General features: G+C 58.2%; 14 protein-coding genes. 6 read left to right on the forward strand and 8 right to left on the reverse strand.

Going from position 1 to position 19,411, the window contains the following annotated elements; all coding sequences use genetic code 11:
* Window positions 1-225 precede the first annotated feature (225 nt).
* Window positions 226-2,904 carry a DNA polymerase I gene (gene polA, locus MSL71_RS11565; protein ID WP_180140387.1) on the reverse strand — a complete coding sequence of 893 codons (2,679 nt, stop codon included), beginning with the start codon at window positions 2,902-2,904 and terminating at the stop codon, window positions 226-228.
* Between the two features lie 282 nt (window positions 2,905-3,186).
* Here polA and MSL71_RS11570 point away from each other — a divergent pair, with 282 nt between their 5' ends.
* Together MSL71_RS11570 and MSL71_RS11575 are read left to right on the forward strand one after the other, a co-directional pair.
* Entirely contained in the window at window positions 3,187-3,630 is a 444-nt protein-coding gene (locus tag MSL71_RS11570) for a CoA-binding protein (RefSeq protein ID WP_180140389.1), read from the forward strand.
* On the forward strand, window positions 3,596-3,826 hold the full coding sequence (locus MSL71_RS11575; RefSeq protein ID WP_180140391.1) for a hypothetical protein: 231 nt from the start codon (window positions 3,596-3,598) through the stop codon (window positions 3,824-3,826). The genes MSL71_RS11570 and MSL71_RS11575 overlap by 35 nt, the downstream gene beginning before the upstream one ends.
* A gap of 109 nt (window positions 3,827-3,935) precedes the next feature.
* On the opposite strand, the gene MSL71_RS11580 is transcribed toward MSL71_RS11575, so the two are convergent.
* From MSL71_RS11580 to priA, 6 genes are all read right to left on the reverse strand, one after another.
* Complete coding sequence (locus MSL71_RS11580; protein ID WP_180140393.1) at window positions 3,936-5,228, reverse strand: NCS2 family permease; 1,293 nt, start codon at window positions 5,226-5,228, stop codon at window positions 3,936-3,938.
* Between the two features lie 349 nt (window positions 5,229-5,577).
* Entirely contained in the window at window positions 5,578-6,285 is a 708-nt protein-coding gene (bamJ, locus tag MSL71_RS11585) for a BamJ family beta-barrel-assembly machinery protein (RefSeq protein ID WP_180140396.1), read from the reverse strand.
* A gap of 133 nt (window positions 6,286-6,418) precedes the next feature.
* Window positions 6,419-7,063: an HAD family hydrolase gene (locus MSL71_RS11590; RefSeq protein ID WP_180140398.1), complete on the reverse strand. Its 645-nt coding sequence runs from the start codon at window positions 7,061-7,063 to the stop codon at window positions 6,419-6,421.
* 149 nt (window positions 7,064-7,212) lie between these two features.
* The gene (locus tag MSL71_RS26680; protein WP_268815311.1) at window positions 7,213-7,914 is read right to left on the reverse strand and encodes an OS_HP2 family (seleno)protein; all 702 of its coding nucleotides are present in this window, start codon (window positions 7,912-7,914) and stop codon (window positions 7,213-7,215) included.
* Window positions 7,915-8,125: 211 nt separating this feature from the next.
* The gene (locus MSL71_RS11605) at window positions 8,126-8,698 is read right to left on the reverse strand and encodes a YfcE family phosphodiesterase (protein ID WP_180140403.1); all 573 of its coding nucleotides are present in this window, start codon (window positions 8,696-8,698) and stop codon (window positions 8,126-8,128) included.
* A gap of 264 nt (window positions 8,699-8,962) precedes the next feature.
* Entirely contained in the window at window positions 8,963-11,386 is a 2,424-nt protein-coding gene (gene priA / locus MSL71_RS11610; protein ID WP_180140405.1) for a replication restart helicase PriA, read from the reverse strand.
* A 522-nt stretch (window positions 11,387-11,908) separates the two neighbouring features.
* Between priA and upp the strand changes: the two genes are divergently transcribed.
* A complete protein-coding gene (gene upp / locus MSL71_RS11615) occupies window positions 11,909-12,535 on the forward strand; it encodes a uracil phosphoribosyltransferase (protein ID WP_180140408.1) in 627 nt (208 codons plus the stop codon).
* Between the two features lie 169 nt (window positions 12,536-12,704).
* Window positions 12,705-13,949 carry a uracil-xanthine permease family protein gene (locus MSL71_RS11620; RefSeq protein WP_180140410.1) on the forward strand — a complete coding sequence of 415 codons (1,245 nt, stop codon included), beginning with the start codon at window positions 12,705-12,707 and terminating at the stop codon, window positions 13,947-13,949.
* A gap of 670 nt (window positions 13,950-14,619) precedes the next feature.
* On the opposite strand, the gene MSL71_RS11625 is transcribed toward MSL71_RS11620, so the two are convergent.
* A complete protein-coding gene (locus tag MSL71_RS11625; protein WP_180140413.1) occupies window positions 14,620-15,606 on the reverse strand; it encodes a DUF2804 domain-containing protein in 987 nt (328 codons plus the stop codon).
* A gap of 552 nt (window positions 15,607-16,158) precedes the next feature.
* Between MSL71_RS11625 and MSL71_RS11630 the strand changes: the two genes are divergently transcribed.
* A complete protein-coding gene (locus MSL71_RS11630; protein WP_180140414.1) occupies window positions 16,159-17,625 on the forward strand; it encodes an OmpP1/FadL family transporter in 1,467 nt (488 codons plus the stop codon).
* 208 nt (window positions 17,626-17,833) lie between these two features.
* The gene (gene putP, locus MSL71_RS11635; protein ID WP_218951010.1) at window positions 17,834-19,312 is read left to right on the forward strand and encodes a sodium/proline symporter PutP; all 1,479 of its coding nucleotides are present in this window, start codon (window positions 17,834-17,836) and stop codon (window positions 19,310-19,312) included.
* Window positions 19,313-19,411: the final 99 nt, after the last annotated feature.

Here is a 19,411-nt window from a genome sequence, read left to right on the forward strand (position 1 = left end):
GGCGGGTCGCTTTTTTGAAAAAAAGCTCCGCAAAAAACGTTTCTAATGCACCCGCACTTCGTTTTGATCGCCCTGAAGGGCGATCAAAACGAAGTACGGGTGCGCAAAATGGCGAAATTGTTTCGGCGGAGCCTATAAATGATTACTTGAGACCTGTTTGTCAAACTTTTTAAAAGTTTGGCCCCCGGCAGGGCCGCCGGAGGCATTTTTTCATGACCTACCCTTTTAGTGCGCCTCGTTCCAGTTGTCTCCCACCTCGATGTTGACGGACAGGGGCACGGCAAGCTCCCAGACGTTTTCCATGGCCTGCTGCATGAGGCCCTTCACTTCGTTTACTTCCGCTTCCGGGGCTTCAAAGACGATCTCATCGTGGACGCTCATGATCATGCGGGTTTTCAGCTCTTTCTCTTTGATGATCTCACTGCAGCGAAGCATGGCCAGTTTGATGAGGTCGGCGGCAGTGCCCTGGATGGGGGTGTTGACCGCAGAGCGCTCGGCAAACTGCTTGACGTTGCGGTTGGCGCTGGAGATCTCGGGCAGGGGCCGGATGCGTCCCAGGAGGGTGCTGGTGGTCTTGGTCTCCCGGGCCTCTTCGATGCAGGTGTCGATGAACGCCTTTACGCCGCTGTAGCGGGCAAAGTAGTTTTCGATGAAGCTCTTGGCCATCTTCTGGGTGATGGCGAGCTCCTTGGAGAGGCCGTAGGGGCTCATGCCGTACATGATGCCGAAGTTGACGGCCTTGGCCTGGCGGCGCATCTCCCCGGTGACAAAGAGGAGGTCGCAGTCAAACATTTCGGCGGCGGTGCGTTTGTGGATGTCCTCGCCGGAGTTGAAGGACTCGATGAGGATGGGGTCCCCGGAGCAGTGGGCCAGAAGGCGCAGCTCGATCTGGGAGTAGTCGGCGGCGATGAGTTTTTTCCCTTCCGCAGGAACAAAGGCGCCGCGGATCATGCGGCCCTCGTCGCTTCGCACCGGGATGTTCTGGAGGTTGGGGTTGGAGCTGCTCAGGCGTCCGGTGACGGCCACGGTCTGGTTGTAGGAGGTGTGGATCCGGTGGGTCGTGGGATGGATCAGGCCCACCAGGGCATCGGCGTAGGTGCTCTTGAGCTTGGCCAGGGTCCGGTACCGGATGACCTGGGCCGGGAGGTCGTGCATGGCGGCCAGGGCGGTTAAGACCTCCACGTCGGTGGAGTAGCCGGTCTTCTTCTTGGTCTTTTTCTGGACGGGCAGCTCAAGCTTTTCAAAGAGGATGGTCCCAAGCTGCTGGGAGGAGTTGATGTTGAACTCTTCCCCTGCCAGGCGGTAGATGGACGCTTCGATGGTCTCCATCTCGGTTTCAAAGGTCTTGGAGATGGTGACCAGGGCCTCTTCGTTGACGGCCACGCCCGTGTGCTCCATCTCGGCCAGGACATGCATCAGGGGCATCTCCATGGTGTCGAAGAGCTCGGTGAGGTTTTTGGCCTCAAGCTCTTTTTCAAATTCCTGGGCGAGCATCAGGGTGATGTCGGCGTCTTCGGCGGCGTAGGGCACGGCCTGGGAGAGGGGCACCTCGGAGAAGAGGAGCTGGTTCTTGCCCTTGCCCGCCACCTCTTCGAACTTGATGGTCTGGTGGTCGAAGAGCTCCATGGCGAGATCGTCGAGGCCGTGGGAGCGCCGGGTGGGGTTCAGGAGATAGGAGGCCACCATGGTGTCGAAGGCGATGCCGCGAAGCTCTATGCCCGCGCCTTTTAAGACCAGCAGGTCGTACTTGATGTTCTGGCCGCACTTGCGGATGGACGGGTCTTCCAGAATGGGCTTCATGACGGCAAAGGCCGCCTCTTTGGAGAGCTGCTTGTCGGACTCCAGGCCCGTGTGGCCGAAGGGGATGTAGTACGCCTCGTGGGGCGTCACGGCAACGGAGATGCCCACCACCTCGGCCAGCATGGGGGAAAGAGCGGTGGTCTCGGTGTCCACGGCCACCAGGGGGGCATCCTTTATCTTGTCGGCAAGTTCTGCCAGGGCCTCTTCGGTGAGCACGGCGTGGTAGGCTTTGGTCACTTTCTTCTGGGGGGCGCTGAACATCTTGATGTATTTTTTAAAGCCCAGTTCCTTGAAGAGTTCAAGGAGGGTCTCGCCGTCGGGCTCGGGCACCACAAGGGCCTCTTCGTCAAAGGGGAGGTCGGCATCGGTCTTAATGGTGACCAGGTCCCGGCTGATGAAGGCCAGGTCCTTGTTGGTGATGAGGTTCTCTTTCTGCTTTTTCTTGGTGATGGTCTCCACCTGCTCGTAGAGGCCGTCCAGGGAGCCGAACTCGTTGATGAGGGCCGGGGCGGTCTTTTTGCCGATGCCCGGTACCCCGGGGACATTGTCCGAGGTGTCCCCGGTGAGGGCCATGATGTCGGTGACCTGCTCGGGCCACACCCCGAGCTTTTCCTTCACCGCGTCCCGGTCCAGGTAGACGTCCCGGGCCGGGTCCGAGATAACACAGGTGTCGGTGACGAGCTGCATGAAGTCCTTGTCCCCGGTGACGATGACCACCTCAAAACCGGCGGCCTCGGCTTTTTTTGCCAGGGTGCCGATGACGTCGTCGGCTTCCAGGCCCTGCTGCTCCATGGTGGGGATGCGGTAGGCCTCGGCCACCTTGTGGACAAAGGGGATCTGGGCCCTTAAATCGTCGGGCATGGGAGGCCGGTTGGCCTTGTACTCTTCGTACATCTCGTGGCGGAAGGTGGGGCCCTTGGCGTCAAAGCAGATGACGGCGTGGGTGGGGGCAAAGTCGTTCATCATCTTGACGATGATGTTGGTAAAGCCCAGCACCGCGTTGGTGGGGAGCCCCTCGGCGTTGGTCAAAGGGGGAAGGGCGTGGAAGCTTCGGTATATGTATGCACTGCCGTCGATGAGGTAGATTTTTTTCTTGTCGGTCATGGTCTGGATGGCTCCGGGTTGATGGGGCGAGGCCTGTTGACAGGGGCCTTGGGTTGCATTACGTTCAGCATCTGATATCGCGATGTGATCATGCGGGCCGATGCGTCGGTATGGCGATGCCCCTGCGGGGTCTTTATTATCGGGACAACCCTTGCACGGCGGTGGTGACGTGTCGGATTGTGTGGGGTTACGTGTCGATGAGGTCATTGCGCGGAAAAACCCGCTGCAATGGCGTATACCTACCATGAAAAGGGCCAAACGGCAAACACCCGGAGGTGAACCATGGCAGAGAAAAAAGGCGAGATCCTCATCTCGGACCGGCAGATCAAGGACGTGCTGGCGCGTGCAAAAACCATCGCGGTGGTGGGGCTTTCACCCAAGCCCGAGCGGGACTCCCACGATGTGGCCAGGTACATGCAGGAAAACGGGTACGTCATCATTCCCGTGCGCCCGGCCCAGAAAGAGATCCTGGGGGAAAAGGCGTATAAAACCCTTGATCTGGTGCCGGGTCCCGTGGACATTGTGAATGTGTTTCGAAGAAGCGAAGACGTCATCCAGCATGTGGACGAAGCCATCGCCGTCGGGTGCAAGGTGTTCTGGATGCAGCTCGGCATTGAAAACAGGGAAGCGGCTGAACGTTTGACAGATCACGGCATCGACGTGATCATGAACCGGTGTATCAAGGTGGACCATGCCTCGTACTTCAAAAAGAATATCCTCATATAAGCGAAAGAAACTCAAAGCCCAGGAATCGCCCTGCCATTGCTGCGGCAAAGGGCAGCTCCCCTTTGCCTGGCGCTGCCGCTGCGGCTTTACCATCTGTCAGGACTGCATGGAAGAGAACTTCTGGGGCATGACCTGCAACGGCATCACCTGGGAGTGCCCGGACTGCAGCGCCCAGAACGGGTTCGGCAATCAGTGAGACAGGTGATAGGCTTATAGGTCATAGATCATAAGCTTATAGGGAAAAGAAAAAAGGGAGCGACCCGCAAGGCGGGCGCTCCCTTTTTTGTTTTTTTATGCGGCTTGCTCTACATGAAGAACTTGAGAACAAAGATGGCGGCGATGATGTACATCACCGGTGAGACCTCTTTGGCCCGTCCGGAGAGGACCTTTAAGATCACGTAGCTGAGCATGCCGAAGACGATGCCCTCTGAGATGCTGTAGGTAAGGGGCATCATGAGGAAGGTGATGAAGGCCGGGAGGGCCTCGGTGGCATCGTCTAAGTTGATGTTCTTGATGGGGGAGAGCATGAAGAAGCCCACCATGACCAGGGCCGGAGCCGTGGCTGCGGCGGGGATCATGAGAAAGAGGGGGGCCATGAACAGGGCCACGAAGAAGAGGCCGGCGGTGGTCAGGGAGGTGAGGCCGGTGCGGCCGCCCTCTGCCACGCCAGAGGCGCTCTCCACGTAGGTGGTGACGGTGCTGGTGCCCATGCAGGCGCCGAAGGTGGTGCCGATGGCGTCGGCAAAGAGGGCCTGCTTGGCCCGGGGCAGGCGGCCCTTTTCATCCAGGAGCCCTGCCTTGGCGCCCACGCCCACCAGGGTGCCCACGGTATCGAACATGTCGATGAAGAGGAAGGTGAAGAGGACCACGGCCATGTCCGTTGTAAAAAGCTTGGAGAAATCGAACTTGAACATGATGGGGTCAAGGGATGGGGGCGCGGAGAAGAGTTTGAGCCCCTCTACGTGGGTGACGCCCAAGGGGATGCCCACCAGGGTGGAGGCGAGGATGCCTGCCAACAGGGCCCCTTTTTTGTTCAGGGCCAACAGGGTCCCGGAGACGATGATGCCGATGAAGGCCACCCAGACGGTGTGATCGCCCATGTTGCCCAGGGTGACGAGGGTGGGTTCACTTTTGACGATAACCCCGGCGCCTTTGAGGCCGATGAGGGCGATGAAGAGGCCGATGCCCACGGAGACGGCGTTTTTGATGGAGAGGGGGATGGCGTTGATGATGGCCTCACGCACGTTGAAAAAGGTGAGGACAATGAAAATAAGGCCTTCTATGAAGACCGCGGTGAGGGCCATCTCCCATGAGTAGCCCATGTTGAGGACCACGGTGAAGGCAAAAAAGGCGTTCAAGCCCATGCCCGGGGCCAGGGCAAAGGGGAGCTTGGCCACCAGCGCCATGACAAGGGTGGCCACCAGGGCGGACAGGGTGGTGGCTGTGAAGAGGGCCCCTTTGTCCATGCCGGTGGCACTCATGATGTCCGGGTTGACGGCCAGGATGTAGGCCATGGTCATAAAGGTGGTCAGGCCTGCGATCACTTCCGTCCTGACATCGGTTCCGTTCTCTTTGAGCTTGAAAAAGTTTTCCAGCATCTTTTTAGTAACCTTCCTGGTGGTTCACACATATCCCTGACGCGGCGGACAGGGCTCAACATTTGCCAGGGCCTTGTGCAGGACCCTGGCATCACTCCTTGAATCCAACATGGCACGCCCCCGGTGATTGCGTGGTCAGCCGGGGCCTTCCTTTAAAAAAAAGAGTGCCGGTATTATGAAACCCTTGGATTTGCATGATACCGGCACGAGCTTTCTATACCACTATGTGAGCGGCAGGGAAAAGGCATTTTTTGAATGTGTTATCCCGTCAAGCAAGACGGTCCCCCAGCCGTGCCTCTCTGAAGTGATTGCGAAGGAAGGCACGGGGCAGGGGTGGCGGTGCATTAAGCTATTCGGCGGAGGGGACAATCTCCAGGAGCTCCATCTCGAAGATGAGGGCTTCGTTGGGGCCGATCTTGGGGCCGTTGCCGTTGGGGCCGTAAGCCAGGGCCGGGGGAAGGTAGAGCTTCCACTTGGCACCGGTCTTCATGAGCTGAAGGGCTTCGGTCCATCCGGCGATGAGACGGTCCACCTGGAAAACGGCGGGCTCGTTGCGCTTGTAGGAGCTGTCGAAGACGGTGCCGTCCAGGAGCATGCCCTTGTAGTGGACCTTCACCTTGTCGGAGGCCTTGGGGGTGTCGCCCGTGCCTTTTGCGATGACCTCGTACTGGAGGCCGGACTCGGTGGTGGTGATGCCCTTCTTGGTTTTGTTTTCGGCCAGGAAGGCGTTGGCTTTTTCAAGGTTGTCCACGGTCTGTTTGATCCGTTTTGCCTGCATCTTCTCAATGGCCGTGGTTTTGGTCTGGGCCATCTCTTCAGGGGTCATGAGGGGCTCGGTGCCGTGGAAGCCATCCTGGATCCCTTTGATGAGGGCATCGATATTGAGTTCAAGGGCATTGGCTTTGAGGTTGGTGCCGATTTCCATGCCGATGGTGTAACCGATCTGCTCTTCAAAGGATTCGACGCCCTTTTTCTTGGCTTCTTCGGCCGGTGCGGCGGCCACGAAAGCCAGGGTTATGATGAGGGCAAATGATGCAGAGATCAGGTTTTTCTTCATGAAGGTGTCCTTTGGTTTACAAGTCGTTGGTTTGGATTCCCCTCGCAAAAGGGATCCGGGTGACGTTGGTATCAAAAAAAACGGTTGTTGAACTGCTTGTCTTTCACGTAAGCGGGGTGGTGCCGGGCCTGGATCATTCCATGGGCAGCCCCAGCAGCAAGGGGATCTCCTTAAGGTGTTCCATGTGGGCGTCGGCCGGAAGGTCCGGGTTGCCGAAGGCCACAAAGGGGACCCCTGCGGCCTGGGCTGCCAGCTGGTCCGTGCTGGAATCTCCGATGTAGAGGATCTCATGGGCCGACACCTTGAAATGGTCCATGATGCTGTGGAGCTGGTCCGGTGCGGGTTTGGGGTGGGCCACGGTCTGGGAGGTGACCACCAGCTCAAAGAGATCCGAAAGGCCGTAAAACGTCAACACCGCGTCAATGGTGTTGGACCGGTTCGTGGCCACGGCCCGCTTGCATCGGGGCGAAAGGGCCGTGAGAACGCGGATCAGGTCGGGCTCTATCTTCATATGGGGAATCAGGGAGGCGTAGTCAAAGGCGGCGGTGGCGGCGCGCACCTCGCTTAGGTCCACGCGTCCCTCAAACAGGTAGGCCAGGGCCTGACTGACGGTGGCCATGTGGACGTACCGGAACTGCTCGTCGCTCAAGGGGGGCATCCCAAACCGGTCGAGGATGGTGTTGTAGTAGATGCGGTTGGTCTCTTCGGTGTCGAACATAACGCCGTCACAGTCAAAGGCAACCACTCGGATGGCTTCGGGGGTGATGTTTGATTTCATGCCTTAAAAGCCCGGGCGTAGCGGGCCTTCCATAAATTAAGTGTCGGGGCCTTTGGTTATCCGCGGCATCAGAGGATGCCCGGAGAGAGGCGAGTCGTGATGGTACCTGCCGGGCATCGCGGGGATTGCCGCGGTGCCCGTGGTTTTTGTCAGGCTTTTTTCCGGATGTACAGGGTCACCTGGATCCGCATCTGGGGCCGGATCTCGCTGTCCGTGTCGATGTCGATGGTGCTGGAATACCGACCGCTTTTGCTTGTGACGTTTTTCACGGTGAGTTCATATTCCCTGCCGGCTTTTCCTGCCACCTCTTTGACGTCCACGGTGAAAAGCTTCGGGTTCATGGGGTTGGCAGAGAGGAGCTTGAAGGGATACTCCTTGCTGGGCACGATGCGTACCTTTGCCGTGAGTTCCTGGCCCTCTTTGCCGATGAGTCGAACCTGGGACGGGGTGATGGTGACGACTTTTTCCACATGGCCCCTGAAGATCAGGGAGGTGGTCTGCCGTTTGGGGTCGTTGGACTCCACCTGGATGGTGCGCTTGAAGTCCCGTCCTCCGTAGCCCCTGGTATTGCCGATGATTGTGATGATTCCGCTGCCGCCTGGCGCGATTCGCTTCGTAAACGAAGCGGCGGTGCAGCCTCAGCCGGGCCGGACCCGGGTGATGCGGAGCTCTTCGGTACCTTGGTTTTCTACGGTGTACTCGTGCTTTATGCGTGTGCCCTCCGGTGCAGAGCCGAAGTCAAACTGGGCTTCGGGAATATGGAGAACAGGCCCTTCGGCCTGTTCGGCAGCCGAAAGGGGCAGGGCGGTGCAGAGGATGAAAAGCACCAGCGCCACTAATTTTTTGTACATGATGTCACCTCAGTGTCGAACGTTGCTGTCGTCGCGCGGGGACGAAGGGGATGAGCGTGAGGGCTCGGGCAACACATAACCTTGCGGCTTGTCCATGGAAGCCGGGGTTTTGTCGATACGTTGTGTCGGCTGGTATGTATCGTATCCCCCAAATGGGCGGAGGATGTGCGGTTATATTTTGCGAGAGCACGGACTCGTTGCGTATCAGGTATCAGCATCGGCGCATAGTGTATGTTTCTCGCCGGGTGTTGTCAAGGTGAAGGGCGGCCTGGGCGTGGTGGCCCAGGGCATGGGGAAAGGTGATTTTGCGAATGGTTCCCTCGGTCGTGTCAAGGAGGGCGAAACTCGGATCACCGTTGGAACCCATGATTTCCCCGGGGTTCAGGAGGGTGGATCGCCCCAGCTCTTCCCTGTGCCAGGTGTGGGAGTGGCCGCAACAGACCAGGTCGAAGTCCCCGGTGGCGGCAAAGGCGCGCCCCACATCGGGCTGGTGGGTAAAGGCGATGCGCAGGCCCCCCAGGGTCACCTTGCCCACGGTTTCGTGGAGGTGGATGTGGTCAAGATCCCGGTAGGCGGCCCGGGCCAGGGTCAGCACGCTGCCGTCGTTGTTGCCGAGAACCCCGTGGACCGGGATGCCGGCCTTGTCCATGCGCCGGAGCATGAAGGGGGCCACAAAGTCCCCGCAGTGGATGATGGCCTCGGCCTCGGCTTCGGCGATGAGGTCAAGGGCGGTCTTCAGGTGCCAGATATTGTCGTGGCTGTCGCTCATGATGGCGATGCGCATGGTGTGTTCCTTTGAGAAAATGTAACTATTCAGCTTATGCCTCCGGCGGCCCTGCCGGGGGCTAAACGTTTGCCTGATTTTATAAAGGCGGGTTTAACAAACAGGCTTTAAAAAATCTTTTTGAGTGAATTGTTACTTTAAAGGCGGATGTGATTTGACCCGAGGAACGAGGGGCAAAACACATCCGCAACCTGCTTTCAAGGTGGCACACCTTGCCGCCGGAGGCTGTTTTTTCTGAGCTGAATAGTTACCGATAAAATAAGATTATCCCAGTGCATAGGGGTCCACGTCAATGGTGACGGAGACATTGGAAAATCCCCCCTCCCTGCGAAAGGCTTCAAGGGCGTCTGCGGCCATTTTTTTCATGACGGAAGGGGACTCCCCTTTGAGGAGGATCTGCCAGCGGTAGCGGTTCATGGCACGGGTCAGGGGCGCTTCGGCAGGTCCCATGATGGCCACGCCTGTGTCCGGGCGCCGGTCCCAGAGGAGCCCGGAGAGCTTCTGGGCGGCTGCGCGGCTGCGCTGGCTGTTTTTGTCGGCGATGCGAATCAGGATGATCCGGGTAAAGGGCGGGTAGGCCAGCGCGCGGCGAAACCCGGTTTCGTGGGTGTAGAAGGCGTCGGCGTCGTGGTCCACGGCGCAGCCGATGGTAAAGTGGTCGGGCACGTAGGTCTGGAGAATCACCCGCCCGGGCTTGTCGCCACGGCCGGCGCGCCCGGCCACCTGGGCCAGGAGCTGGAAGGTGCGTTCACCGGCCCTGAAGTCGGGCAGGTTCAGGGCTGTGTCCGCGCAGATGACGCCCACCAGGGTGATGTCGGGAAAGTCGTGCCCTTTGGCAATCATCTGGGTTCCCACCACGATGTCCACCTGTTTTTCACGGACCCCTTTGAGGATCTTGAGGAGGGAGCCGCGCCGGGCCGTGGTGTCCTGGTCCATCCGTGCCACGGTCTTATGGGGGAAGATGTCTTTGACGGCCTCTTCCACCTTTTCCGTGCCGCTGCCCAGGAGCTTGATCTTGTTGCCGTTGCAGATACGGCAGTGGGTCTTGGCCGGTTCAAAGTAGCCGCAGATGTGGCAGCGAAAGGCGTTTACCCCCTTGTGGAAGGTCATGGAGACGTCGCAGTGGCGGCACTTCAAGGGCTCGCCGCAGTGGGCACAGATGGGCGCGCCGGAAAAGCCCCGGCGGTTTAAAAAGAGGAGTACCTGCTCGTTCCGGTCCAGGGTCTGGGTCATGGCCTCCACAAGGCGGGGGGTGAGGAAGGTGTGGATGCCCGGCAGGTCTTTGTACTTTTTCAGGTCCACCACCTCGATTTCGGGCATGGGCTTTTTGTTGACCCGTTTGGTGAGCAGGACCTCCTTGAATTTGCCGGTGGTGGCGTTCCAGGCCGACTGGATGGAGGGCGTGGCCGAGCCCAGGAGCACCACGGCTCCTTCCATGCGGGCCCGCACAGCGGCCAGGTCCCGCGCGTTGTACCGAAGGCCGCTCTCCTGTTTGTAGGAGCCGTCGTGCTCTTCGTCCACCACGATGAGGCCGATATCGGTGAGGGGGGCAAAGATGGCCGATCTGGCTCCGATGACCACGCTGACCCGCTTCTCCGCGATTTTAACCCACTGGTCATAACGCTCCCCGTCGGAGAGGCCGCTGTGCAGGACGGCGATGCGGTCCCCGAAGCGGGACTTGAACCGGCGGTCGGTCTGGGCGATGAGGGCGATTTCGGGCACCAGAACCACAGCCGTCTTTCCGGCGGCCAGGGCCTCTTCCACCAGTCGCATGTAGACTTCTGTCTTTCCGCTGCCCGTCACCCCTTTTAAAAGGAAGGTGGCATACCCCCCTTTGAGCTGCGCCGATACCGTGGAAACCACCTCCTGCTGCTCATCGGTGAGGGGCGGCGGGGTGTCGGGCACGATCTCTTCCCCCAAAGGAGACCTCTCCACCCGGTCTTCGAAGAGGTGGACGAGCCCCATCTCCACCATGGGGCCCAGGGTGCTCTTGGCCGAGGGGAGCTTTCGGTTGAGATCGGCCCGGGCCGTGGCGCCGTGGACGCGCAGAAAGTCCAGGAGGTGCTGGCGCTTTTCCGTGACCCCTTTTTGGGGGAGGGGGCCGAAGGCCGCCTCGGCCAGGGTCTCCATCTTGGCCCGGGTGCGGGCTGTGCTGAGCTCACGGGTCACCGTGATCCATCCCTTTTCCTCAAGGGCCCGTATCTGGGCGCGGGGGACGGGCGGGTCTGCGTCGATGAGCTGTTTCAAGGGGACCGGTGCGCTCATCAGCAGGGCAAGGAGCTCTTTGTCCGCCTCCGGGCATGCCGGATCGGCTGCGGCGGTCTTTCCGCTGTCGGTGAGGGTGGCCACCTGTCGGTCCACCACATTGAGCCCGCCGGGCAGGGCGGTTTTGATCACATCGCCCATGGGGGCCATGTAGTAGTCGGCGATCCACCGGAACAGGGGAACCATGGCCGGGGTGAACAGGGGGCAGGGGTCCAGGGTGTCCAGGATGGCTTTTACCCGCATTTTCTTTTTAGGCGGGGCAAATTCCGTGATGTAACCTGTCACCGTGCGCCGGCCAAAGGGCACGAGGACCCGGGATCCCACGGCCGCGTGGGCGCGCAGGTGGTCCGGCACGATATAGGTGTAGGGACCGGACAGTGGCAGGGTTACGGTGACCTGGGCGTAACAGGAGGTGTCGGGCATGGAACTCTCGGTAAGGGTAAATAGGCGGCCCGGTGTTTCTGGTTCACGGGGCGGGCCCTGGGTTCTTGATGTCGCCCCCACTATAATGATGCCCTTGAAAAATGTCACCCCCAAAGCGTGCCTCCGGCAGGGGCGTCGGAGGTTTTTTTTGAGCTGATTGGTTATGCCCGTTTGTCAGGGCCAACGCATAAATACTGGGTAAACACCAGGCCCCGTCATGTAAAAACAGGTTGAAATCCCGGGCCGCTTTTTATATACTTCGTTGATTTTGCCGTGAGGTCAGGGCGGGGTTCGGATGAATCTGCTTGAAAGTCCGATGGGTTGTGGAGTACGGCTGCGAACGTGTCAGGCGTAGCCATGGCCCGGGGGGATATGCGTCCCACGGTCGCCACGGCAAAAAATGCAGGGACCGGATGGCCGACCCGCGGGTCGGTGTTGTCCATCGATCAAGAATTAAGATCAATAAAATAGCGTGGCACGAAAGATGACGTGGCACGAAAGCACTTGGCTTCAGGAGGACCCATGGCCGTACATATTGCAGAACACCCCCTTATCAAGCACAAGCTGGGCTTGATGCGAGCAAAGAATATTTCCACCAAAGACTTCAGGGATCTCTCCTCTGAAGTGGCCCGTCTTCTCACCTACGAAGCCACCAAGGATCTGGAGACCGAAGAGGTGGAGATCGACGGCTGGGCCGGTCCCGTGACCGTGGAGCGTATGAAGGGCAAGAAGATCACCATCCTCCCTATCCTTCGCGCCGGTCTCGGCATGATGAACGGCGTCATCGACCTGATCCCCTCGGCCAAGGTGAGCGTTGTGGGCCTCTACCGAAACGAAGAGACCCTGGAGCCCGTGGTCTATTACGAAAAGATGGCAGGGGAGATGGACAAGCGTATCGCCCTGATCCTGGATCCCATGCTCGCCACCGGCGGCACCCTCATCGCCACCATCGACATGCTGAAGAAATCCGGTTGCACCAGCATCCGTGGCCTCTTCCATGTTGCGGCTCCCGAGGGCATCAAGCGGGTGACCGATGCCCATCCGGATGTGGATATCTATGTTGCGGCCGTGGATGAACGGCTCAACGACAAAGGGTACATCCTCCCGGGGCTTGGTGATGCCGGGGACAAGATATTCGGTACCAAGTAGTTTTTCCTGAGGGGCTTAAAGCCCCTCTTTTTTTATGCCCTTTTGGCGGGTTGTGGCCCGCCATTCTTGCAAAGGGCGCCATAGGGTGGTTTGTTCTGGGTCCTTTCGGGGGCCTTTTTTATGATCTTTTTCTATTTTTTATGATGTGTGTGCTGATTCAGGAGGGGAAATGACAAGCAGCAGCAATAGCAGTTACCGGTTTAGCGTGAAGGATTCGTTTTTGGGGGCCCAGATGCTCTTCGTGGCCTTCGGTGCCCTGGTGCTCGTGCCGATTCTGACAGGGCTCAACGCCAACGTGGCCCTGTTTACCGCAGGGGTTGGAACCCTGATTTTCCAGGTGGTCACCCGGGGAAAGGTCCCGGTCTTCCTGGCGTCTTCTTTTGCCTTTATCGCCCCCATCTCCATCGGGGTGCAGCAGTGGGGCATCGCCGGAACCATGAGCGGTCTCATCGCCGCCGGTTTGTTTTACGTGGCCCTGAGTTTTCTCATCCGCTGGCAGGGATCTGCCATCATCGAGAAGGTCCTGCCCCCTGTGGTCACCGGCCCGGTGATTATGGTCATCGGCCTGATTCTCTCCCCCGTGGCCGTGAAGATGGCCACGGGTGTGGCCAACCCTGCGGCCATCATTCCCAAGGGCACAGCCCTGACTGTCTCCATGGCGGCCCTTGCCACCACGGTTCTCGTCTCCCTTCTGGGGCGCGGCATGATCAAGCTGATCCCTATCCTGTGCGGGATTGTGGTGGGGTATATTGCGGCCCTGTTTTACGGGTTGGTGGATTTCAACCCGGTGAGGGAGGCTGCATGGCTGGCGCTGCCCGACTTTACCTTCCCTGAGTGGAACTCCGCGGCTGTGTTCTTTATCGTTCCCGTGGCCATTGCCCCGGCCATCGAGCACTTCGGCGACATCCTGGCTATCGGTGGTATCACGGGCAAGGACTACCTCAAGGATCCCGGTATCGAAAACACCATGCTCGGCGACGGCCTGGCCACCAGCTTTGCCTCCCTTCTGGGCGGGCCCCCCAACACCACTTATTCTGAGGTCACCGGGGCCGTAGCCCTCACCGGCGCGCAGAACGCCGGGGTCATGACCTGGGCGGCCATCACCTCTATCCTCCTTGCCTTTGTGGGCAAACTCGGGGCTCTGCTCTCCAGTATCCCCACCCCGGTCATGGGGGGCATCATGCTGCTTCTCTTCGGCGCCATCATGGTGGTGGGCCTCAACACCCTGGTCAAGTCCGGCGAGGACCTCATGGAAGCTCGCAACCTGACCATCGTGGCCCTGATCCTTGTGTTCGGCATCGGCGGCATGAGCGTCTCTGCCGGTCAGTTTACCCTCCAGGGCATCGGCCTTGCCGGGATCCTTGGTGTGGTGTTGAACCTTGTGCTGCCCCGGTGCAGGGTGGACGAAAAGTAATGCCCGGCCCACAGAGGCCTTACTCGTGAGATGAATAAAAAAGCCCGCCGGTTCGGCGGGCTTTTTTTATTGTGTCGACGTAACGATTAATCGTTCTTCTTGAATTGAGCTTGGGCCCTGGTTGTCGTTTGGCCACGACCCTTGAATAAAACGTGAAAAATCCACCGAAACGGAGCGCCGCACTCCGGTGCGGCATTGTAGTCTGTCTTCATCCGAGCCGCACCGGAGTGCGGCGTTCCAGGGGACAAGGGTGTTCGGCAGGGGGACAGGCCCATGGTCCAAACGATGATCAAGGTCGACGTTTGTTTGAAAGGCGGATGTGATTTGACCCGAGGAATCCATCTACGCCCGTGTCTATGCGAGATCATCCGATCAATGGCAATGGCTCCGGTGCGACAAGCGATCAGTTTTCGCCTGCGGCTACGTTGTGACATGGGGCAAAGCGTATCCCGTACCTTCGAAGGGTGAGAGCCTGTCTGCCTAAACCACCGGCTTTTGTAGCGGGCGAAGCCCGAGCCGAAGGCCCTTGCGCTTTGGCCCGAGGAACGAGGGACAAAGCGCAAGGGCAATCAGCTTTCGAGGTGGCTCACCTCGCCGCCGGAGGCATGCTTTTTGAGCCGATTTTAACCTTGGAATGCAGCTTTTAAGGCTTGAATCGTTACGCGTCGAATCACCACCTTGCAAAGTGGTCCTCGCAGAATCCTGGCGCATCGGTGACGGTTACGGGGGTTCTGCCGGGTGGTGTGACGGTGCCGGTGAAGCGGCCGCAGAGCTGGGTGAAGAGGCTTCCCATGACAAGGGCGTTGACCTTCTCTTCGCGGTGGCCCTCCGGGGTGAAGGCCAGGTCGATGATGCCGTCCATGGAGGTAATGCGCCAGGGGGCGGTGGTGTTGTTTTGTTTGTAGTCGAAGTGAACGGGGCCGATGTGGGTTGGGGTTCCGTCAATCCAGACCATGTTTTCGGTAAAGCCGGTTTCGTTGACCCCGGCCGCCAGGTTCATACCAAAGCTCCTGCCGTCGGCCAGCACGGCCGCCGACGAGGCCCAGCTCCAGAAGGTGTTGCGTCGCATGTAGCCTGCGGACCAGTCGGTGAGGGCCAGCACCTGCGGTGAGGTTATCTTCGTCTGGGTGCCGTCCACTGTCAGGGTGCCGCTTATTTGGACGGGGGCCCGTTTGTCTGTGTAGGTCCAGCCTCTGTACCCGGTGCGGGAGACCACCCGCAGGGGTGCCGGGTGCGGGGCGGTGAAGGCCGCCTTGATCGAAAACCTGTCGGTGCGGCAGTCCACGCCGTCTTCGGAGATGGTGAGGTCAAGGGCCGGGGTTTTGATTCGGCTCAAAGGGGTGTCGGGGGTGGGGCGGATGGTGGCCTTAAAGGGCGTGAGGACCGAGGTTTCCGTGAGAACGCCCGTGGCGCGGTCAAGGTGATAGGCGAAGCCGTTTTTGATGAGCCCCAAATCCACCACCGCCACACCGGCCATGAAGCTGTCGGACATGAACCCCACAAAATTGAAGCGATTGAACTTAAGGCGTTTGTACAGAAAGCTGCGTCGCCTGCCGAAGGCCGACCTGAGATCAAAGTCCAGGAAGTTGAGTTTTCCCACCGGCCTGTGGTGGTATCCGTAGGGCAATGTTCCGTCTTCTCTGATCAACGAGTCCATCTCTCCTCCCTAAGTTGTCTGGTTAAGGCTGTTTCCGTCTCTATAATTTATATTGTATGCGTTCTATTTTTTGTCCTGTCTTACCCCCGGCTGTGCAGGGTGTCCACAGGGATCTTGCAGGAAAATCCCTCAATTTTGTTATGTCTGGCGAGTTGAAGCCGCCTTTGTTGTTTGTGGGGGTGTTCTCTTTTTGATGCACAATCTGTTGCTCAGCCTGCAATAAATCAATTGTATACTAAAAAAATGGCGATACATTAAGAGAACTCTGTTTCTTTCTGTGATTCGAAGATCACACATGAAACGTCGGTATTGCAAAATACGAGTTTTAACAAGGTATTAATCCGGCGAATGGAATTGTGATTCTAATTTTAGAGTGTAAATGCCGTTTGCAGTTGACAAGTGGTTTTCACGGTCTCTACTATCTCTCCAATCGTGCAAAAAAAGTTAGTTTCCTGTTCTGGTGGATTGACTCGCGGTTGCTTGTGGTGAACTTAGTTAGCTTGTGGCAACCGGTGACAATATAGGTAACAACAAACTTTTTGGGAGAGAAGTATGAAGGTGGAAAAAATGGTGAAAAAAGGATTGGTGGTCCTTGCAGCGGTGGTGCTGAGTACGTCGTCGGCCTATGCAGCCAACGTCGAAACCATGGGGATCGGCGCCATGAACACGGCCCAGGCGGGCGCCGTGTCGGCTTACTGCGACAACGTGTTTGCGGCCTATTACAACCCGGCGGGGCTTTCGCTCATCGAAAAGCCCACCATATCGGCGGGTGCCATGTACTACAATGCCAAGATTGAAGTGTCTGACTGGAATGTGGTATCGCAGGGATCCAATGCTACTTTGGATGGCGCTCCATCGGATTATGAATCCGATACCATGGACATTGTCAGCCCGTCCCTGGGCTTTGCCATGCCGGTGACCGATAGCCTTACTCTTGGTGTGGCTGCGTATACCCCTTACGGTCTTCATGTTACTTGGGATAAGGATCCTGCAAAATCTCCGTCCAGTGCCTACGCCTGGGAATCTTACTACGGGCGTGTGGCTGTATCCCCTACTTTGTCCTACAAGATGTCGGATAAATTTTCAGTAGGCGTTGGGGTGAGTCTTGGACGCTCGATCTCTGAAGCAGGAAAGACAATGGAGATTTCAGATGATTTGAAGGATCCAGCAAATTCTAATCAAGTAAAACATATGCTTGAAGTTTCAGGGAAGCCCGCAGGACTAGCGGATGTACAAAAATACATTGCGCTGGCAAATGTGTTAGATGGTGCCCAACTTAAAATGGAGTCCACTGACGACTTCAACTATTCTTTTAATGTGGGGCTTATGTACCGTCCCATTGAGCAGCTCTCCATGGGGCTTTCCTACCGAGGTCGTTCCGACGGTGATTTCGAAGGGGATGTGATGATTTCTGGTGCCATGGGGGGGACGCAGGATCTGGATGGAAGCGTCACGATGGAGTATGACCATCCTGAGCAGGTCCAGGCTGGTGTCCGCTGGATGCCCAATCGTAAGTTTTCGGTTGAGGCCGACGTCACCTGGACCAGGTGGAGTATCAACGAGAATCAGGATGAACATGCTGTTATAAATGTACCTGAAGCTCTCCGTCCGCTGGTAGGAGGCCAAGAGACCATAGAGACGACCTTTGAACATGATCGTGACTGGGAAGATACCACCGCATACAAGCTGGGGATTTCTTACCAGGCCACTGAGGCGTTCGTCTTTCGTGCCGGTTATACCTACGACCCCTCACCCGTTCCCGATGAGACCTTTGAGTTTGGCTGGCCTGACACGGATCGCAACGTCTATACCCTTGGTATGGGATGGCGGATCAATGAACGATGGAATATTGATGCTGTTGTCCAACACGTGATTTCGACGTCGAAGCGTTCCACAACAGGTGGAAGTACCGAGCTTAATAAAAATTACACTGCAGCCTATGGTGCCCCTGCTCAAGTGTACTGCGAAAACGAAGGCATCCTCTGGGGCGCAGGCATGACCCTGACCTACACCTTCTAAGGCGCGTTTGATCGTTCCCCATTGCTTTGGGGCAAAAAAGGCCGCTCCCGTCCGGGGGCGGCCTTTTTGCGTCCATGGGCCCGGAGTTGAAAAGACCGGGCCGTTCTGATAAAAACCACGGGTTGTTCGTAAAAACCGGCGCAACGCCGGTTTTTTTGTGTGTATGAATCATGGGGAGCGGAAAGTAGGACGTATGCAGGACAGTAGTGTGTCGATTTTGATTTCGTTTGTCCTCTACCTGATATTCATGGTGGGGATCGGTTGGGTGTATTACGGCAGGACAAAGACCCTCTCGGATTATATCCTGGGGGGCAGGGGCCTCAACAGCTGGGTGGGGGCCATGAGCGCCCAGGCCTCGGACATGAGCGGCTGGCTCCTTCTGGGCCTGCCGGGGTATGCTTACGTGGCGGGGCTCGAATCCTTCTGGATTGCCTTTGGCCTTGCCATGGGGACCTGGCTGAACTGGAAGTTCGTGGCCGAGCGGCTGCGGAACTACACGGAGATGTCCGGTGACTCCATCACCCTGCCCGACTATTTTGAGAACCGGTTCCGGGACACCTCGCACCTTCTGCGGATCATTTCAGCCATCTTTATCCTGATCTTTTTCCTGATCTACACAGCCTCGGGCTTTGTGGCCGGGGCCAAGCTCTTCAGCACCGTCTTCGGGCTCAGCTACAACTCGGCCCTTCTCATCGGGGTGGCGGTGATCATCTCCTACACCTTCCTGGGCGGGTTCATGGCGGTGAGCTGGACCGATTTTTTCCAGGGCATGATCATGATCGTGGCCATCATCGTGGTGCCCACCCTGGGCATCATCAAGGCCGGAGGGCTTGCCACCACCCTGGACGGGATCCGCTCCATCAACCCCGCCTTTTTAAGCATCTTCACGGACACCAAAGGAGCGCCCCTGGCCGTGATGTCCGTTATTTCTCTTGCCGCATGGGGCCTGGGCTATTTTGGTCAGCCCCATATCCTGGCCCGGTTCATGGCCATCCGCACCACCGCCGAGATCCGCAAGGCCAAGACCATTGCCATGCTCTGGGTGGTGGCCAGCCTCTCCTTTGCCGTGGTGGTGGGCCTTGTGGGCCTGGTCTGCCTGGACGTTCCCCTGGCTGCCGGTGACCAGGAGAAGATCTTCATGGTGATGGTGGATCAGCTGGTGCCCACGGTCCTTGCCGGGGTGTTTCTGGCAGCGATCCTGGCAGCCATTATGAGTACCGCCGACTCCCAGCTCCTGGTGACCTCTTCGGCCCTGACCGAGGATTTTTACAAGGTGCTGTTTCGAAAAGAGGCCTCGGACGCCGAGCTTGTGTGGGTGAGCCGATGTGCCGTCATGCTGGTGGCGGTATTTGCCTGGATGTTTGCCCGGAATCCCGACAGCTCCGTGCTGGGCCTTGTCTCTTATGCCTGGGCCGGGTTTGGAGCCACCTTCGGCCCCATCATTCTTCTTTCGCTTTACTGGAAGCGCATGACCCGCAACGGGGCGCTGGCCGGCATCGTGGCGGGCGGGGTGACCGTGATCGTCTGGAAGCAGCTTACGGGCGGATTTCTGGGGCTGTTTGATCTTTATGAGATCGTGCCGGGTTTTCTGGTCTCCATTGTTGTGATCGTGGCGGTGAGCCTCATGGACAAGGAGCCCGCCCATGAGATCCAGGCAGAGTTCGATGCGGTGAACAACACCATCTAAAGGCCTCCACAAGGAACTATCAGTGTAAAAAAGCCGTGATCGGTCATGTGTTTATGACCGGTCACGGCTTTTGTGTTTGTGCAGGCAGGCTTTTTTAAT

Source organism: Desulfoluna butyratoxydans, from assembly GCF_900699765.1.
Classification (GTDB): Bacteria; Desulfobacterota; Desulfobacteria; order Desulfobacterales; family Desulfolunaceae; genus Desulfoluna; species Desulfoluna butyratoxydans.

What these genes read in the sequence shown, in the direction of transcription:
- MSL71_RS11605 (WP_180140403.1), bottom strand. Translation starts at nt 8,698, where the DNA reads ATGCGCATCGCCATCATGAGCGACAGCCACGACAATATCTGGCACCTG.
- upp (WP_180140408.1), top strand. Translation starts at nt 11,909, where the DNA reads ATGGCCGTACATATTGCAGAACACCCCCTTATCAAGCACAAGCTGGGC.
- MSL71_RS11625 (WP_180140413.1), bottom strand. Translation starts at nt 15,606, where the DNA reads ATGGACTCGTTGATCAGAGAAGACGGAACATTGCCCTACGGATACCAC.
- MSL71_RS11620 (WP_180140410.1), top strand. Translation starts at nt 12,705, where the DNA reads ATGACAAGCAGCAGCAATAGCAGTTACCGGTTTAGCGTGAAGGATTCG.
- MSL71_RS11590 (WP_180140398.1), bottom strand. Translation starts at nt 7,063, where the DNA reads ATGAAATCAAACATCACCCCCGAAGCCATCCGAGTGGTTGCCTTTGAC.
- MSL71_RS11630 (WP_180140414.1), top strand. Translation starts at nt 16,159, where the DNA reads ATGAAGGTGGAAAAAATGGTGAAAAAAGGATTGGTGGTCCTTGCAGCG.
- MSL71_RS11570 (WP_180140389.1), top strand. Translation starts at nt 3,187, where the DNA reads ATGGCAGAGAAAAAAGGCGAGATCCTCATCTCGGACCGGCAGATCAAG.
- MSL71_RS11580 (WP_180140393.1), bottom strand. Translation starts at nt 5,228, where the DNA reads ATGCTGGAAAACTTTTTCAAGCTCAAAGAGAACGGAACCGATGTCAGG.
- priA (WP_180140405.1), bottom strand. Translation starts at nt 11,386, where the DNA reads ATGCCCGACACCTCCTGTTACGCCCAGGTCACCGTAACCCTGCCACTG.
- bamJ (WP_180140396.1), bottom strand. Translation starts at nt 6,285, where the DNA reads ATGAAGAAAAACCTGATCTCTGCATCATTTGCCCTCATCATAACCCTG.
- MSL71_RS11575 (WP_180140391.1), top strand. Translation starts at nt 3,596, where the DNA reads ATGCCTCGTACTTCAAAAAGAATATCCTCATATAAGCGAAAGAAACTC.
- polA (WP_180140387.1), bottom strand. Translation starts at nt 2,904, where the DNA reads ATGACCGACAAGAAAAAAATCTACCTCATCGACGGCAGTGCATACATA.